We start from the raw sequence: 18,539 nt of genomic DNA, 5'->3' as shown, positions 1-18,539 counted from the left end.
CGGAGCGAGAAATATGGGGGAATAGTTTATATGCGCGTAAAAACAATTAAGGGTTTTATCGCCGCCTGGGCTTACGAAGGCTTGGGGAATGTCGGCGGCGGGCCTGGTCATGTCGCCCGCGGCGTCGCCAAAGAATTGCGGCAACGGGGGATCGACACGATAGCGGTCATGCCCGGACATGTCACCCTGCCGGCAGAAGGGAGAAAAGCCTACAAACATCGTTTCCCGCCGATCGATATCAACGGCGAAACTTTTCCGTTAAGCATCGATCTTTTCGTTCGAGAGAAAGTGCCTGTTTACGCGATCGGCAACGACCGGCTCTTTCAGGGGCCGCACCTTTACGAAGGGAACGCTTCCCTGGCCAATCTGACGTTTTTTTCCCAGGGCTTGGTCAAACTAATGGCTAAAATGCGGCCGGACTTCGTTATCGCTCTCGACTGGCCGACCGCCCTGATCGCTCATTATCTGCAGACTTTCGGCGAACGAATTTTTCCCAACAATTACAATCCCTTCTCTCTGCCGCCAGGAAACCGGGCAACACAATTAATACCCCCGGAAAAAGAACCACCCCTGCCCTTTATTTGGAAATATTTTCAGCTGATGTTCAATCAGGCTTATCGGGGAGAATTCCCGCGCCGCGCTTTTTATCAGACCGGCCTGCAGTTTGAAAACTTCGACCTGGCCGGAATAAAACGGAACGGCTCCATTTCCCTGCTCGACCTGGCCTTGAAAATGCAGGGGCTCTGCGCGCCCGATTTTTACCAGGTTGTGGACGCGAAAGAACTGGTCGAACCGAACTCCGACCAGATTTGTTCTTTGGTCGACCGACTGGTCAGCTCCCTGCGGCAGGTCGTCCCTTTTCAATTTAAGGGGATGGAATCAGGCAGACCCGATCATCCAAGCGGTTGGCAGGTCCTGACTCCGCTTGAGATCCTCCATTATAATTATCCGCCGATCGCGGAAGCGGTGGAAAGATCCCGCTCCCTCACCGCTGAAGAGAAAGAGACCCTCCTGACCGCGGCGCAAAACGGGCAAGCACACATCCTAGACAGGATCGTCCCGGAAGAGCTTCCCCCTTTAATTGAGGACTTAAAAAGGATCGACGACTGGGAGGATTTTCACCTGTTTCAGCGCCGGGTCATCGGCTACGACCCGTTTCGGGAAAATGAAGCCGTCGCCTTTCTCCCTGGCCGCGAGCTCCAGGTCATTGACGAGGTTCCGGACCCGAAACTGGTCGGCCAAGGCGAAGAAAAAATAAAGCGGGGGCGGTTAATGCTCTTGACCAACGCCAGCAGTTCCGGGGTCTTTTTTTACGGCCGGCCGGCCGAACAAATGTTCTCGGTCGGTCTGCAAACATTCCGGTTAGGCGAGCAAAAAACAACTTTTTTCGCCGAAAAAGCCAAAGACCTGCTCGCCGCCCAACAGCGCTTCGGGATCACGATCCCCTGGGCGATCATGACCCCGCTCGGGGAAAAAGGAGAAAAGGTCAAGGAATATTTTCACCGGGAACTGGTCCCAACCGGCCTTTCCCCGGACCAGCTCTTCTTTTTCGAGCATCTCGGCCGTTATCCGGTCATCGATAAAGAAGGAAAACTTTTTCTTCAAGCCGACGGCAAACGCCTGGTCCTGACCGCCCAGGGACACGGCCAGGCCTTAAGCCGTTTTAAGACCAGCGGCCAAATGGCCGCCGTCATCAGTCGGTTCGGTTCGGATACCCTCTTCTTCAGCGGCGGGCTGCGCAATCTCGGGGCCAGGATCTCGACCGATCAATTTTTAGCCCTCCTCGCCCTGCACCAGCCCAAAGGAATGACCGCCGAGTTGACGGCAAACACAGCTAAAAACGGGCTAAGTTTGCCGGTCAAGGGCGAAAACAACCGGATCAAGCTCGCTCCTTACCATTCGCTCTCGAAACGACAAAGGCGCGAAGCCGGCTATCAGCGAATTCCCGTCTTTATCAACAGCTTCCTGGCCGATCTGGAACAGCTCTCCTACTGCGATCCCAGCGTCCTTCTCCCCAAACCTCGGATCCGCCCGATCCTGGTCGACAACGAAGACGTTTTCGAATTCATCCGGTTGTCGGAAGACTTGACGACCATCTTATCGCCCCAGTTAATCGTCTCTCCCGGCTCGCGTTACGTCCATCCACGCCAGCGTTTCTGGACCGATTTTTCTTTCCCGGTCGAAGCAGCGCCGTCAAGTAAGCCATGAGCCTTAAACCGACCGGCCTTTTCGCCGAAACCATCCCCCGTTCGCTTCTCCCTAAAAGCACGAACCGAAGCATTGCTGAAGCGATGCGGCGGCTCCAACATCAGGATGCCACCAAAAAAAATTATGGCATGTACGGATTTGGGAAATGGATCCATCATCCCGATCAAGTTAAAACTTTTTTAAGCGGACGGCTCTACGAAGTCACGCCGGTCACCGCCGAATTCGCCCCGTCGTTGGAATGCGACATGGGTTGCCCGCGCTGCACTTATCAGGAACAACGGCTTTTGACCGCGGAAGAACGCGGCCGCCGCTTGATGGACGTTAAACTGGCCGCGCACATTTTAGATGAATTTAAAGCCGCCAACCTTCGCGGCGTCATTTTTTCCGGCGGAGGCGAACCGTTCACCCATCCGGAAATAATCCCGATGATGCGCCGCACAAAATCGTTGGGCATGCAGATTGGCGTCTTCTCCAACGGCACTCATCTGACTAAAGAAGACGCGATCATTCTCCTGACCGAGCTGGAGGTCGTCTTTTTGCGGATCAGTCTTTACCTGGACAAGCCCGCCCACTTACCGAAAGTCCTGGAGCTTTTAAAATTTATCGCCAAGGTCAAACATGAAACAAAATCACCGACGGCCGTCGGGCTTGGCCTCCTGGTTAACCCCAGGACCAGCGATAGCTTGGCGACCATTGGGGATCTTTTCCAGGAAATCATGATGGATGGGACCCGCCAGGTCGGGCAGCTCGATTCCGCCGCCTTCCGTCCGGAAGTCTGCTATCCCTGGTACGACGGGACCCAAAGAGAACAATACCCGCAGGCTTTATTCGACGAATTCATTCGAAACTTCGAGTACCATATTGTTCCGGACTCTCAATTTCTGCCGAATTTTCGGCCGCTGGCAATCGAAGAAAGGTTCCGGGACATCAATCATCGTCAGCAGAAACAATTCGGGCTCTGCACCGCCAATCCCTGGCGGATCAGCGTTGGTTACGACGGCGGCGTCCATCTCTGCACCGAACATAACGGTAATCCATTTTTCCGGATCGGCGATTTCAGCACCCAAAGTTTCAGGGAAATCTGGCATGGTCAGCGGCGGCGGGAAGTTCTCTGGGAACTCAACCACGGGGCTTTTCAAAAAAGGTGCCCGCCGATCTGCGTTAAAACTTACGACAATAAAATGTTCTGGGACATTCTCGCCCTTAATCAGCGGCAATTGGAGGCCTTTTTGACCGAGCTTGTTATTTTACAGAAAGGAACGCACCCCGCGCATAACTTTCCCTAATGAAAATAAAAAAAATCGTTTACGTCATCCCGGCTTATAATTCCGTCGTCAGATTGGGCGAGGCCCGCTTTCACAATACCGTCGTGCGGACCAGGAACATTGTCCTCGCTCAAAACCCCGAAAATATCGTCTTGGTCGTCAACAACAGCAGCACTCAAAGCAACAGCCTGGCCGTCCTCTCGGCGGCGCGCCGGCCGGGGGCGACCGCGATCTCGGTCCCGCAGATCGGGCCGGCTTATGCCCGCTTCCGCGGCATTGATCATGCTTTCCAACGCCTGGGGGCCGACCTCGCCATCATGGGAGACGACGATCTGCACGTCAAGCCGTCCGCCATTCCCGCCTTAAGCCGCGCCATCGTCAACGGCGCCGATTTGGCGATCGGGGTCAGAAGCTGCGGCAACCTCCTCTCCCACCCGCTCTGGCAATTCGGCTTGGAAAGCGCGCTCAATTTTTACGCCTCTTATCGGCTCGATATCTGGCCGGCAAAGCTTTCCCTCTTTTCTTTCGGCACCGATTTTATCAGCGGCGGGATGGCCTTCGGCCGGGAGGGCTGGGAAAATTTTCGCCGTTACGTTAACGAAGAAACGATGAAAAAACTGGGGACCGCCTGTACTTTTTTCCCCGGGGTCTACAAACGGCTTGGCCTCAAGATCGACACCGTCAGGGTCGACGGTCCTTATGAAGGCAACTACTGGCAGGACACTTTCAACCCGGAACAATTCCGCAAAAGAGTCCGGACAATAAAATCAGATTTTCATGACGCCAAGGCGGCGCTGGAACTCCCGCTGCCGGGAAAGGATGGCCTGGGATTATGATAAAAGGGCGGACAACCGTTTTTCAGCTTCCGGCAGAATATTATACGGAGCTTGACCGAGGTTGGGCGGGGCGGTCAACAAGTGGCTTTTCACTTCCGCCAGCAATTCCCGCGCTCTCTTCTTGTCCGAATGCCCATTGCCCGAAGTGACGGCGTAGAGCTCTTCAATATTCGAGTCGATAAACGCCCGGGCGGAGCGGATTTCCCGGGTTGTATGTTCAAGCAGGGCCGCCTTCAACGTCAACAATTTTTCAGCCAAGCCGTCACCATTAGGCAAAGTCCATAATATTTTATTGATCTCACCGACTACCTGATTAATCTCGCTGAAAGGGACCGCCCGACCAGCCGCGATATCAGGCAAGAGCAATTCCCATTCTCTATATTTTTTCTCGATATCCCGGCCGGCGTCAGAGTCGCCCTTAGTCTCTCCCACCTTGAGCTTCTTCAGACACTCACGCAAAACAGCCGCCGCCTCGCTTTCTCCCGGGAGCGCCGTTAAATAGCTCGTTAATTCCTTCGCTAAGCCGTCACGCGACACGGGGTCTTGAATGAGGGGCGCTTTTTGATCGGCATACTTATTAGGATCGAAGTTAAAGGCGGCCAGGTATTTTTCAGCTTCGGCCAGCGCCCGCACATAATTTTTCAGCTTAGCTCTCGACTGCCCTTTTAACTGCGAACCAATGACCGATAATCCGACTTCTTTCCGGGAAGAAAGAGCGTGCAAAGCCAAGGCCAATTTCGCCAGTCCGGCTCCATTTTCAGCCGTTCTGCATATTTGCTTGGCTGCAACCCTCAATTGCAGATGATTTTTCAACTTAGCTAAACCAAGAACAAACAGCGAGCTAAGAACGCCAACCGTAATGGTCGCTCCCCATTGAAACAAAAACGAGCTGACGGCCGCGGACGGCGAGGGCGACAGTGAAAAAAGCGAATAACCGGTAAAACCTGAAAAATAAACGCCCGCTCCGGCGCCGCAACCGGCGACGACGCTGACAATAACCGACTTAACGCCAAGCCTTGAATTTTCCGCTTTTTCCAACAAGGTCCTTAGCGGCCCAAGATAGGAATTAACCGGCGGGCGGGATTTGCCTGGGCCGCCGCTACCGGCGGGCCCCTGGGTTGAGGCGGCTAGCACATAAGGCGTGAATTCTCTCGGCACACCGGCATATTGCCGGCCCTCAACAGATATTTGTACGTTTGGGAAAACGGTTTGGGCCAACCGATCAACCAGAGCGGGGGCGCTCCTTTTTGGCAGAGCCCTGGGACGCGGACTACTGGTTTGCCTGGAAATTTGGTTGATCATTGCGGCCTCCATACTAATATCGAGCTTTTGACAAACAAATTTCAGCCAAATTTTCCGACGGAATGGAACCGGCGGCAACCGATCAAAATCAGCTGAAATTATCGCTCAAAAACGGCGATATATATGTGGGACGAAAGGAGAAGCAATCATGAGTCAAGGAGTTACCCGTCTTTACAGCCAGCTCGGCTACGTCAATCGTGAAACATTGGCGGGCGGCCTGCGGCAACTTCACCCCTATGATCTTCGCTCTACGCTCGATCAATTGGTCAAAAATGGTCTTTTAAAAAGATCGCAACGCGCCAACCTTAGCTCGCTTGATGCCATCCAGCCTTACATGCTTCGGGCAGTCAATCCCGAGCAAATTGACGAGCTCTTTGTCGGCACGGCCAAACCGCTCGAGAATATCGCTTCCGGACTGGAAGCCGCCTACGCCACCATTTCCGCCGACTTCAACGGCGCGCAAATTCACCGGGCCCAGATGAAGACCGCTTTTCTGATCGGCGCCGGCACCGCCGCCGGGATCGGCGCCTTTTTAACCGGGACGGCCGGGGTCGGCCTGCTGCTTGGCGGTTCGACCGTTTACGGGATCATTTCCTCAATTGCCGTTCATAAGGCCAATCCCCATTCCACTTGGGGAAAACTTTTTGAATTTGGCCGCAGGATTCTCCCCTTATCCCTGATGGCCAATATGGTTTACGGGAGCGCCGTTACTTTTGATCACGGCTTCATGTTCTTGGACGCCGTTTCCGACACCTTCACCGCGTTTCACGATCACTTGAAGGATGTCCATTATTTTGTTTTCGGCGGCGGACTTTTCGCCACCCTGGCAAAATCCTATCTTGATTATCGCCGAGTCTTAAGCACCCGGATGGCCATGCTCGAACCCCTCGGCAAAAAACAAATATTTACGAATATTCTTTTTCCTAACTTAAAAATTCTGGGAAGCATCAATTATCTCTCGTATCGGACCCTGCTTTTCGGCGCCTTCACCCTCATGACCGCGGCGGTCTTTTACTCGTCAGTCCCCGCTTTCGTCCTGCCGCTTGCCGGCGCCGGGCTTGTCTGGCGTTTGGCGATTAATAAGACCAAAATCGAAAGGTGGACCGAAGCGATCGCCAACTGGCGGGAACAGCGGATCGACGGCCGCAACACCAGCGAAGTCACGCTGGCTGACGGACGAACCTTGTCGCTGTTGGGGAAAAGAACTTCGGACGGCGTAACCGGCGTAACGCTCACCAATGGGACCGACACCTACGTCGTCAAGGGAACGACTGCCGCAGAGATCCTTGCCGATCTCAAAGACCATAAAAATATTCCCGCCCAAATAAAAACAGAAACTAAAATAATTGCCGGGGTTGAAGCGGCTTTTAAGCGCGCCACCAATCATTATTTTTCCCAAATTGACAAATTAATCACTGAATATGCTTTCGGTTTGGGGGTAAAATATCTACCGCTTTTACTCACCACCATCATCCCGACCGCTTTGTACGGCGGCTCGCCGCTCGCCCTCTTCTTTGATCTGGCGACCGTTTACACCGGTTACTGGGCGCTCATGGCCGACTGGCACTCCGGCACCGCCGGGATCGGCTCGGCCCTTAACTTCAAGCGATCGATGTTCAATCCGGAGGACAGCTACATTTCGGACGCGATGCGCAAGGGAATGACCGCGACCTGCGCCCGGATGATCGCCTACATGACCGAACAGGACCGCAATTTCTCCAAGTTAATCAATGTCCTGACCATGGAATATCCGGGAACCGAAGTCAACTTTTGCGGCGGCGAAGCGGAAGATCCGTTTAACCTGGAAAAAGCCCGCCATTTGCGCGCCGCCCGCGAAGTCCACCAAACCCTTAGAGATTGGCAAAAGGAGCTCTACGGCAAATTCTTTGCCGCTTACGATCGCTTTACCGATTCCGCCATGATGCCGGCCGACGCCAAAGCCGCCGCCGCTGACTTAGCGGTTGTTTTTGATGAGTTGGGACAGCTTTTTTCCAAAATTGACGAAGCTTCAAACGAATACTATATCCCCCACCTGCGCGCCATGATGACAGAGGACAAAAAACGGCCGGAAGCTGACCGCCGCTTTAAAATGGACGGCGACGACCCCTTTATGCGGCAAGGCTTCGATGCCGTCAGGATCCGGGGGTTCCGCTTCTTGGAAATGGCAAGATATCTGCGGGAAGCCAACCAAAACGACCTGGTTACCCCCCAGGACATGAAAGCAACTTTCCTGGACATGCTGAAGATCTTCACCGTCGGACACAACCACGTACTAAGAAAATTGGATTATTATGACGATCGGCTCGGAACCAAAACCGCCAACCTATCAAAAGCCGAAACCCATTTGGGCGATACCCTCTACCAGGTCTGGCAGTTGGTTATCCACGCCGGCAAGCAAACGCTCCGACCGGCTTATGTTCCGTCGACTTACGTTCGGGTCAACAATCCGCAATACAATCACAAAAAAGGCGATCAGCCCGAAAACCAACCTTATCTTTGGGTCCGGCGGGAAGATTACGCCCCGGTCCTGGGCCTTTCCCAAGCAATGTCCAACAAGATGAAAAATGTCGATAATACTCCCGCGAACATCGCCACGATCGAAAGCGAGGTCGAAGTTTCCCACGAAGGTCATCCGCTGAAAGTCAGAGGCTTCTACAGCAATCAAGAGCTCCTCCCCCCCCACCACATTATCGATTGGGAGGGAAAAACTATCCCCACCGATAACCTGACTTGGATCGCCGGACAAGCCGCCCCCGCCGGCTTCATCAATGCCTTTAAAGCTTGGGCCCAGGTCAATTTCAAAGATAAACCTTACGCCGAATTCGAGGCGAAGTTCGGCAAAGACGCCCTCTGGTTTTGCGACAAACCGGAGGCGCTCATTCTGGCCGCCGCGCAAAACTACAATGTTTGCGACGAGGCCTATATCGTCATCAACACAGAAAGAGAGCTCCAGGCCGAATTAAAATATACCGAAGAAAAAGACAAAATCCTCCGCGTCGTCGGCTACGACGAATGGACCGCCGACTATCCCAATCCCGACCACAACCATGACGTCAATAAAGTCTTAACCTGGGGCCTGCAGGATTCTTCCATCGGCTTTTGCTACACTGTTGACGGCCAGCGGTTCGATATCCCCTACCCGGAAAACCGGATGGCCTTCATTGAAGGCGGCGGCGATTGGAAAGCGATCGCCTACGGCCTGATCCGCGGCAATAAAGAAGGGGAATATTACATCGAGGTCTATGACGCGTCCGATAACCGGCTGGGAGTGATCAAGACCGAATGGCCGCATCATATGCACCCGCCCGAACTGATCGCCGACCGCCGCATCAAAATCAATGTTTTCGAAGAAAGGGTCGGTTATCCGACCTGGCTGGTCGCCAACTACGGTGACAATTACGGGGAAAAGCCTTACGAACGGCTCCGTTTCGCGCGGCTCGATCCCGACACCGAAGCCAAACAACAATTCTGGCCCAACTTTATCACCTCAATCGAAACGTATGACGATAAGCAGAAAGGCCGGCGCTTAAAACTCAAAACCATCTCGACCAACTGCGCTACGCTCCCCTTTGACAAACGCTGGGCCGGGATCAAAATGGCCAAGGAGGTCGACCAGGTTTTAGAAGTAAACTCCAGCGACGAGATCTTTATCGACGAAACAACCCACACCTGGTCGCCGGTTAAAGACGCCCGCCATACTAAAGAGATCAAACAAGGATCGCTAAAAATGAAGGGGCTCCTGCTGGTCAGAGGAGCGGACGGGAGTGAAAAAGTCGCCCCCCTGACCGGACTGCCTTTCGCCCTCGCCACCACTCAAGAAGCGCGCAAAGTTATCGGCGCCGAGCTAAGCGCTGACCGCCAGAGCCTGGTTTTCACCAAGCTGCGGCGCGACGATCCGCTAAAAGACAATCCGAATTTTATCTATTCCCTGCCGGTTCATCTCTATGATTCGTCCAATCCAAGCAAGTTAAACCCGGCCTACAACGGCTTGCGGGAACTGCTCGACAAACACGAACTGACCGTCCGGGTCGAAGAAGAGAAGGGGAAACATTTCCTCCACTTGATCGACGAAAACGGGACGGAAAGAAAGGTTATTCCGGCGGATGAATTGATCGACAACGAAAACCGCGGTTTTCTGCAGAACAGCGCCCGGCAGATGACTTCTCTCGATTCCTTTTACCATCGCCTGACCGCGGATTATTCCGGGACCGAAGAATATCGGCCCCGCATCGTCAAGATCGAAGGCGAAATCAAGCTGGTCCTCACCCGAACAACCAAAGTCTCGGTCAAGCGGTCGAAAGAAAATGAAACCGCTTTTAGTTTGGCGGCCGCGGAACCGGACCGCCAACTCTTCTTTGCCGTCCCAACTTCTTCAGCCAAGATCAGAACGGCCAAAGGCAAAGTGAAATGGGTTCCGCTCTCCCTGACCAGACCGATTAGCTACCGGCCGACCCCGAACCGGGGGACCGCCGCGATTAGGGCCGGGAAAGACACCAAATTTATCCGTTTTGCCATGACTGGCGATCTGCCGCTGAAGACCCTCTTTGTCCGGTATGACAAAAAAGAGGACAAATTCAAAGCTTATACTCTTGGCTCCATGGAAAGAGACGCCAACGGCAACATCAGAACAACCGAACTCTACCTCGGCGAGGTTTCCGCCGCGACCGACTTGCACCTCCGCTCCAGCTTCAGCGACCTTAACGCCGTTGACAGCTTGGCGATCGAGATTTTCTATACCCGCCAACCGGAAGTGATCGACGGCACCTATCACAGCGTCGTTCACGGTCAGCGCCAGCACGGCCAATTTTTCCGCGACGAGGCGTTCCCGGCCGGCGATCAGGCGCAGTTCCGCGACGAATATTTCTACGGGGTGGTCCGTCAGCTGTTCAGCGAGGCTTTTCCGCCCGACCGGGAAGGGCGCAGCGGCTCTCTCCAGCTGGGGAAAGATTTCGATTTCGACGTTAACGATAAACCGAACGGCAAACCGATCGAAAACGGGACCCAGTTCGTCGGCCAGCACCGCCACCTCTTTGAATTGGTCGAGGTTTTGCTGGGACTGCCTAAAGGGGTCTCCCTCTCTTTCGCGGCCGAGCTCCTGAACCGCTCCGGCGGTTGGGAGCGAATGGTCCACAAGCCCCACTATGTCGCCTTGGTCCTCTACTGTCGCGAAAAAGGGTGGCTGTCGGGGGTTTCGGAAGACGAACAAGGAGTCCTCGCGTTAGCCTTAGCTTTAGGCTTGGCGCTTAAATATCATATAAAAGTCACGGGGTTTGAATCACAACCCAACACCTACGGCCAGGTCCACGGCCAAGACGCGCAAAGATACAACACCGCGATGCAGCTGGCGGCCGACGCCTTGATGCCGTACGAAATGCGCGAAGTGGTCAAGTTCTTTGGCGGTCAGGGGATCTCCGGCTCCTGGAAGCAAAAATATGAACATCTCCTGTTCGATCTTTGGTACCAATGGCCGCGGGCGGAGCTGGCCAGGAATGTCTCCCCCGCCGTCTTCCTTTTCTCCGGCGGACGGATCAAGCCCTATATTGTTGACGATTACTTCCTGTTTTCCTACGCCTTTGATTTCATGGCCGGCGCCGCCATGTACTCAAATTCCCGGCACTACCTGGGCCGCAATACCACCGCGACCGGACGGAGCCTCTTTTACTGGGCCTTTATCCAGGGCCCGGCCATGAACCAGGCCTTCTTTTTCCAATCCACCCGCGGAGTGACGGAACTCTTCCGGAAAGGGTGGCAATATGGTCAATTTGTCGTGACCGCCCTGCAAAAGAAAGGGGCTCTCCCTGAAGAAAACAGCCGTTTTCTTTCTTACCTCATCGCGACTTCAGTTTCATCGGTCGCGGTCGGGCTGATGCAAACGGTCCCCAATTTCCTGGTCCTGGGAGGCAATCCTCTAAGCCAAGGGTTCGGTTTCAATGAATTCTGGGCGCTCTACGCCGCCTATATTAACTACCTCGGTTATAAGTTCATTAAAAATTGTCAGACGCTAAACCCGGAAGCCAAGCACGCCGCAGGGACCACCGAAGGGGCAGTCGAAGCGGCCCGAGCCAAAGCGGCGACAATCATCAATGATGTTTTTGATGAAAATGGCACTCGCTTCTTCCGGGCCTACCAATTGATTCAAGCCGGAAAATACCAGGAAGGGACCGATATCCTCAAGGGGTTGGTCAGCGATCCGGCGACCTACCGCGATATGAATTTTGTCCTGCTGGCGGAAAAAGAGCTGGAAAAACTCGGGTTTAACCTGAAAGATGTTCCGATTGGCCGCCCGCTCCGCGAAGACGCCCGCTACTTCTTCACCGGCTATCGGCTTTTAGCTCAAGGCCGGACAGACGAGGCCAGGGAAGCCTTTGAGGCCGTCGTTAATCGTGAGCAGTACTTAAAGATGGGCCTGGCCGCCAATCTTTATTGGGCCTTCCGGCTTTACCTGACAGAAAAAGACACTTCGACTAAAGCGGCGTATAATGCTATCTTCCGGCCGGAACCGAAAGATGAGCTGCTGGTTAGTCTGGCCCAAGCGGAGCTTAAGAAGATCGACTCTGCCGCAACAGGGAGGAGCGCACAATGACCAAAATTAGCAGACTCCAGAAGTTTATCGGAACATTAGCGCTGGTTACCGCCGCGGCCGGCGGACAGCAGGCTTATCAGCGGTTGTATCTGTCCAAGCAAACCGCCAACCAGATAGTTGTCCCGCCCCAAACCGGCATGTACCACGGGGTAATGGCCAATTTAGCGGCGGACAAAGAACACCTCTACTGTTTTGCCCAGATGTCCGGCCAGCACATCGACCTGGCGCAGCGTTTCGTTAAACTTCGGGAAATGATGTCCGCCACCCCCTTTCCGCATAAAGAAGCGGTCGAAATGAAAAAAACCGGGGGGGCCCTTAACATTATTATTGAACCGGGAAGCGGCAGCCAATCCCGCAGTCAGTTTCTGGGAATAAAAGGGATAATTGATGGGACATATAATGAAGGCATTACCAACTTCGCCACCGGGGCCAAAGATTTTGGCGGACCGGTCCTAGTTTCTTTCCGCGCCGATCCCTCCCACCAGATCTCCACCGATCAGGCAAAAGCCGCCTTTCAAAAGATCCGCGCGCTCTCTCTTACGGCCGGCGCCACTAACATCACTTGGGTCTGGCAGGTCAATCCGAACGATCCTTCTTCGTGGCAAACACCCCCCCCAGCCGATGAATTCCAATGGGTCCAGGTCTCCGCTTATAACGAAGGGGGCCTCGAACTGCTGAAACAAACTCTCCCGGGGATAAAAGCCCTGGGCAAGCCGATAATCGTGGAATTCGGCAGTTCCGGTTCGCCGGCGGAGCAAGCGACCTACATCAATCAAGCGGTCGCCTTTTTTAGCCGGGAAAAAATAGGCGCGACCATCTTCATGAATATCTCCCAACTGGAAGGCCGCACTTTTCGGCCGTGGGGCTTGACCGACCCAGCGGCTAAAACGGCGTATCAAGCCGCCCTGCGCCCGCTTGATCTGACGGCCAATATTACAACCGGTAACGGGATTAGCCCCGATCGCGCTGATCCTCTTTCGCCGCTCCCTCATTGCCCGGCTATCGAAAGCCGCTATTCCAATCACGAAGAATTGGAACGCATTAATGACCTTATTGAACACCTTGAGAACCTCGACTTGATCAGCCCAACCCTTGGACCGATCAACGCTAAAGACGCCAACTTAAGACGGATTGATCGGGCGAAAACACTCGCTGAACTGGCCGAGCTTCTCAAAGATCCCGGCTATCTGCAGCAAGCGGAAGAAGCGTTAAAGGATGCCGACAAGAAACCCGACGAAGGGATCAATTACCATCCCCGCGTTCAGTACGTCAGAGAGTATTTTGAAGTTATTCTCCAAATGGCAAAAATTCAACTCCTGCTGGGCAATCTGCCAAAGGCCATTCAGACCTATGAGCGGCTTATTCAGGAATTCTCGCCCGAAGGCAAGGAAATAATGGTCGCCCAGCAGATTCATCAACATTCCGTTCCCGGCTACCTCGCCCGCACCAGGCTGGAACTGGCCGATCTCTATTTCTCTCAAGGAATGTTCGAGAAAGCGGAACCATATTATCAAGAAGTCTCCGCTTGGGGGAAAGCTGAAGCCGAAAAAAGCGCTTTTCGTCATTATCGGGAAGCCGCTGATTCCGACCAGATCAAGTATCTTGAAGCTAAAGCCCAGCTTGGACTCGCTTTCATCAACCTTCATAAGGCCAAGGGTGATTACTCCGCGGCCAAAAGCTTGTTCCAAAGCGTCCTCGCCTGGGAAAAAACGGGGCAATTAAGCTCATCCGACCGTTCATTTAACTGGGCGTTCGGCCAGGTCACGAACGAACGTCGGCCGTTTTTGGACCTCGCGTTCGCTTCACTTATCGGCATCTTACGGGTTTCGGCCGCGACCGCGACGAACCTGGAGGAAGCAAAGGCCAACTTCGACAAGGCCATTGACTGGCCAAAGCTCAACCGTTATGATTACTTAAAGAAAATTCTGCTGATGCCTGAAGTCGATCTGACCACCGCGCCCAATCGCTGGCAATTAATGATTGACGCTTTGTCCAGCATCAATCTGCCGGAGCCAATGAAAAAAGAATTAGAAACAGTGAGGTTAATAGACGATGGTCAACATTAATGAAATCCTAGGCAATTCCTATGACTACTACCGCCGCAATTTAATCGCCGCGGACGGCCGCCCGCTGGCCGACCCCGACCTGACCGATCTGGACAAAGACGGTGATCTGCGGGAAAAAATCACTTTTTCAGAAGGGGTCTCTTATGTTATGCTGCGCGCCGTGGAAAGGAACGATCGCGAGACTTTCGACAAGGTCTGGCGCTGGACGCAAAAAAACCTGCAGCGCCAAAACATCAGCCAGCTCTACAACCCGGCCACTAAGGCTTTTGAGCCGCTCGACCCGGCCAAACGCGATCATCTGTTCGCTTGGCGCTACCTGCCCGGCGTTAACGACCGGCCCGGCGCCGTTCTGACAACTTATGATATTGACCCGGCCTCCGATGCCGATCAAGACATTGCCGCCGCGTTGCTCCTCGCCGCTCAAAAGTGGGGACAGCCGAATTACAAAACCGAGGCGGTTGCTATTTTAAATGACATCTGGACCAAAGAAACCAAGGTCATCAATAACCGGCGCTATTTACTCGGCGGCGACACCCAGATCTACACCAAAGATCCCTTAAGCGGTGAACCGACGTTCGGTATTAATCTTTCTTACCTGCGGCCGACCTATTACAACACGCTATTCGCGCAGAACGATTCGGTTCATGATTGGCGCTCTCTGACCGCCCCGGCCTATGAGCTGATCGAAAAAGCCGGTGATACCACCTTTCACAACGAAACGGGAGCCCCGGTCGAGGGGAAGGTCAATTTAGTCCCCGACTGGATCGCGCTCGACAGCCAAGGGCGGATCAGGGACCACGGCTGGAAAAAAGACGATCACAGCCGCAATGATTACTACATGGGCGGGGACGCTTTCCGGACGCTCTTCTGGCTGGCGACGCAGGCGCAACGCGATCCCGGCGATTCCGCCGCTCGCCGCTATATGACCGACGCCAGCGGGACCGCCGCCGACTTTGGGCCCCTGGCCTTTTTAAGAAAGGAATTTGCCGCCCGCGGAACGCTTGTCAGCGGCTACAATCTGGACGGCACGCCGCACTGGGCAGGCGAATCTTTGCAGACGCTGGCCGTTTACATGGCTTATTTTGCGGTCGCCGGCGACAAAGAAACCGCCAATAAGATCATGGAAAAAATCATGGTCAATTACAATCCGGACGGGTTTTGGCGAACCGAGCGGGAAAATGATTTTTACTACGCCCAAAATTGGATCTGGTTTAGCCTCTCCTTGATCAATGACGACCCTAAAAACACTTTTCTTCAGGGAATCATCGCCGGCGCGCCGACCACGGCCGCAGCCAGCGGTCCGGCCCCGTCAACCCCGGGCAAAACGCTCCCCTTCGGCGAGATCGACTCGTCCATCGGCTTCGTCGGCTGCGAGGGGCGCCCCAGGCTTGACGCTGAAAAAATAAAATTTGAAATTGAAAACGGCCGCCTGGATGTCGCCGATCTAGCCCAGGTTTTACGGGCAATCGCCGCTGTTCCCAAGCAGGATGTCTTAGCCGCCGACTTCGACTCCTATAATTTGGCGCAGCTATTAAGCACTTTCCCGGAACTGAAGACCATCCACGGCCTTGACCAGCAAAAGCAAACGCATCTCCTTTCTTTCTTCGTCGACAGCCGGCAATATTGGGCCAACGCGATCACCCTGCTGGGGGTCTACCTTCAATACGTTATGGAAAATTCCAACCTTCAGGCCTTAGCCGAAGCCAATTCGATCGCCCAGGCTTTCCAAAACCGGTTGGAAACCCAAAAAGCGGCCGACGCGACCTCAAAAGTAAAAAGATTGCCGCCGCTCTATAATCTGGCCGAGCTCAATTTTATTCAAGCGGAAATATATTCTCAAGCCAAGGAAGAAAATAAAGCTTACTATCAGCAAGGGATTGCCCTGGTTCGGCGCGGCATCGCCCAGATCGAAGACCTGCAAAATCAGCCGACTTATCCATCCAAGCCGGACTATTTTACTCTCTTGAAAGGGTTGATCACTTTAGCCGATCTTTATCAAAAGCTGGCCAATCTCACCCACAATCAAGACTATTACCGGACCGCGTTTGCCATTTATCAAAGCATTTCGGCCACCAATGAGCGGGGAGGCATCAAAATAGACCTAACGATCCCCGATGGCCCGAATGGTTATCGGCTCAAACTTGTCGCCGCGCCAAAAGTAATCGATGAGGCGATTACTTTTAATATTGACCATGGTTATATCAACCCGACGGCCCGCAAAAACACCCTGGCCGGCATTTATCACTATCATCACGGAATCGCCCTCCTCAAGCAGGCCGGAGCCTTGGTCGCCTGGCCGCGGTTAAAAAGCATTAATAACGTCGCCGAGCAGATAATCAACGTCGAATCAGCCAAGCAAGAGCTCCTGTTGGCCAACCGTCTGACCGGTGAAGATGAGATTGCTAATTACATTACTTTCCGCACTTTGGGCAAGATCGCGGCCCAGGCCTTGACCGGTCTTTTCTGGAAGGACTTTTCCACCACCCCCCCGATCGAGGCCCAGTTAAACACCATTGATCGGGTCAATTCGTCGTTCTTTCTGGATTTAGCGACGATGGTTGAGGGGGAACTTCTCCTCCTTCTGGCCGACCGGATCCGCTATTATCCGGAAAACACCGCGGCCAATCAGAAGACTATCGATGATTTGAAACGATTCCCGGCGCTTAATTCCGCCATGGCCCAAGCGGAACAAACGCTTAATCAACAATATCCCGGGACGGTCATTATTTCCGATCTTGATTCCTTCGGCGACCAACGCAATGAAATCTGGCTGAAGCTTTGGAATTTGTACCCCTGGATCATTAACTCTTTGGGCGGGACGGATCCTAATCTCGACGCTAAACGGCTGGATATTTTAAGCCCTCAAGATAAAAGTACGGTTCTTGATATTTTTAAACGCAATAGCACGCCGTACAGCGGCAAAATAAATCACTCTCGTTTGGCGGATATTTTAGTCGCCTCCGCCAGGGATTCATTTTTCCCCAATATCAATCAGCGGTTCCCCTATCTTCATATTTGGGCGCGGATTAAACAATTGGAAATAAACATCCGCGACGCCGCTTATGTCGCTCCGATCAACCAACTGGGTGAGCCGACTAATTTTCTTGATGGTAAAAACTTCAGCACCGTCATATATGCCGTCAACGATCCCCGCCGGCAATTGGACGAAGCAAAAACAATAAGCGAGGTTTTACCGCAAGGCAATATCCAGGAGAACGAGTATCTTGGGGTCGAATTTGATTTTATTCGGGTCATCTACTTACTGGCCGGGATCCCGACCCAAAAAAACGGAGTCTACGTGAAAGTAAAAAACCTGGTCGACCCAGAAGAAACGATCAGCCTGATCAATAAAATCAGGGGGAATTATCGCGACTTTAATGAAGAGGACCGGATTTATTTCGAGGTTCAGCTCAATATCAGGGAAGCCGGCGCTCTGACCCAATTGAAACGCTACGATGAGGCGCTGTCGATTCTGCAGGCCAGCGATCGGCTAGTCGCCTCCCCTCTACCAACGCATATCACCGATAAGATCCAACAGGTCATTCGGGTCTTGGCCAACAATCTTAATTCCCACCAGCTCGACATCACTAATAAAATCTTAAACGTCGCCCAAATCATGTTGGATTACAATAGTCAAATAAATCGCTATTCTTACGTAGTTGCGGCCGATAAACGACAGCCGGTCCAGGAAGCGCTGATTGCCGCCGGTTGCCTTGACCGGGGCGGCAAGGTCAAGCCTGATTTCTTGAACCGCCAGGGACAATTCGCCCAAAACTTGAACACTAAAAAACTGCAACTGACCGCAGCCGAAACCGCCCAGATTTTTGACGTCTTGAAAAGGGCCGACGTTTTCGCCCAGTTAGGCCGGCAGATGAAAGCGGTAACAGCCCTGATTGGCCGACGCGACTTTCCTGCCGCCGCCGCCAAACTGACGGAGCTCATGAATCAACTTGGAACCTTGGACAATTCCGTTAAATTTGAACAACAGTACGGCGAACGTCTAACCCTTGATCTCCACTCCATCCGAGCGGAACTTTACCATTTCATGACTGTTGCGTCTTCATTAAGCAGCACCAAGCCAAAAGGCGATGTGGTTTATGAGTTCGGCCAAAGCACCTATTTTGAATCCCGTCGCTCGACGGTCAAATACGATCTCTTCTATCGTCCAACCTTTATGACCATGGATTTCCCCGATATTGCTGAAGATCGTTACACCTTCTAATTTAGACTGAAATTATTTGCCTAAATTAACGATATATAGTCAGAAAGGAGACCAATC

Annotated in this window: 7 protein-coding genes; 6 read left to right on the top strand and 1 reads right to left on the bottom strand. The window is 53.3% G+C overall.

What is annotated here, in order from left to right; translation table 11 throughout:
* Positions 1–30: 30 nt before the first annotated feature.
* The 3 genes from WC772_00205 to WC772_00195 are packed head-to-tail and all read left to right on the top strand — an operon-like array spanning position 31 to position 4,309.
* Complete coding sequence (locus WC772_00205; protein ID MFA6169180.1) at positions 31–2,208, top strand: glycogen/starch synthase; 2,178 nt, start codon at positions 31–33, stop codon at positions 2,206–2,208.
* Positions 2,205–3,494, top strand: a complete 1,290-nt coding sequence (locus WC772_00200; GenBank protein ID MFA6169179.1) for a radical SAM protein — start codon at positions 2,205–2,207, stop codon at positions 3,492–3,494. Before WC772_00205 ends, WC772_00200 begins: the two co-directional genes overlap by 4 nt.
* The gene (locus WC772_00195) at positions 3,494–4,309 is read left to right on the top strand and encodes a glycosyltransferase (protein ID MFA6169178.1); all 816 of its coding nucleotides are present in this window, start codon (positions 3,494–3,496) and stop codon (positions 4,307–4,309) included. The genes WC772_00200 and WC772_00195 overlap by 1 nt, the downstream gene beginning before the upstream one ends.
* Here WC772_00195 and WC772_00190 read toward each other — a convergent pair.
* Positions 4,304–5,611, bottom strand: a complete 1,308-nt coding sequence (locus tag WC772_00190) for a hypothetical protein (GenBank protein ID MFA6169177.1) — start codon at positions 5,609–5,611, stop codon at positions 4,304–4,306. The two genes, WC772_00195 and WC772_00190, sit on opposite strands and share 6 nt — an antisense overlap.
* Positions 5,612–5,759: 148 nt before the next feature.
* Here WC772_00190 and WC772_00185 point away from each other — a divergent pair, with 148 nt between their 5' ends.
* Genes WC772_00185 through WC772_00175 form a run of 3 tightly spaced genes read left to right on the top strand, consistent with a single transcriptional unit; the run spans position 5,760 to position 18,482 of the window.
* On the top strand, positions 5,760–12,194 hold the full coding sequence (locus WC772_00185; GenBank protein ID MFA6169176.1) for a hypothetical protein: 6,435 nt from the start codon (positions 5,760–5,762) through the stop codon (positions 12,192–12,194).
* Positions 12,191–14,260: a tetratricopeptide repeat protein gene (locus tag WC772_00180; GenBank protein MFA6169175.1), complete on the top strand. Its 2,070-nt coding sequence runs from the start codon at positions 12,191–12,193 to the stop codon at positions 14,258–14,260. The genes WC772_00185 and WC772_00180 overlap by 4 nt, the downstream gene beginning before the upstream one ends.
* Positions 14,247–18,482: a glycosyl hydrolase family 8 gene (locus WC772_00175; GenBank protein MFA6169174.1), complete on the top strand. Its 4,236-nt coding sequence runs from the start codon at positions 14,247–14,249 to the stop codon at positions 18,480–18,482. Before WC772_00180 ends, WC772_00175 begins: the two co-directional genes overlap by 14 nt.
* Positions 18,483–18,539: the final 57 nt, after the last annotated feature.

The organism is Candidatus Margulisiibacteriota bacterium (assembly GCA_041661965.1).
Lineage (GTDB): Bacteria > Margulisbacteria > WOR-1 > O2-12-FULL-45-9 > XYB2-FULL-48-7 > XYB2-FULL-45-9.
This window is presented reverse-complemented; position numbering and strand designations above follow the sequence as displayed.

Excerpts from the sequence above, each read along its gene's own strand:
- WC772_00205 (MFA6169180.1), top strand. The coding sequence starts at position 31 with ATGCGCGTAAAAACAATTAAGGGTTTTATCGCCGCCTGGGCTTACGAA.
- WC772_00200 (MFA6169179.1), top strand. The coding sequence starts at position 2,205 with ATGAGCCTTAAACCGACCGGCCTTTTCGCCGAAACCATCCCCCGTTCG.
- WC772_00195 (MFA6169178.1), top strand. The coding sequence starts at position 3,494 with ATGAAAATAAAAAAAATCGTTTACGTCATCCCGGCTTATAATTCCGTC.
- WC772_00190 (MFA6169177.1), bottom strand. The coding sequence starts at position 5,611 with ATGATCAACCAAATTTCCAGGCAAACCAGTAGTCCGCGTCCCAGGGCT.
- WC772_00185 (MFA6169176.1), top strand. The coding sequence starts at position 5,760 with ATGAGTCAAGGAGTTACCCGTCTTTACAGCCAGCTCGGCTACGTCAAT.
- WC772_00180 (MFA6169175.1), top strand. The coding sequence starts at position 12,191 with ATGACCAAAATTAGCAGACTCCAGAAGTTTATCGGAACATTAGCGCTG.
- WC772_00175 (MFA6169174.1), top strand. The coding sequence starts at position 14,247 with ATGGTCAACATTAATGAAATCCTAGGCAATTCCTATGACTACTACCGC.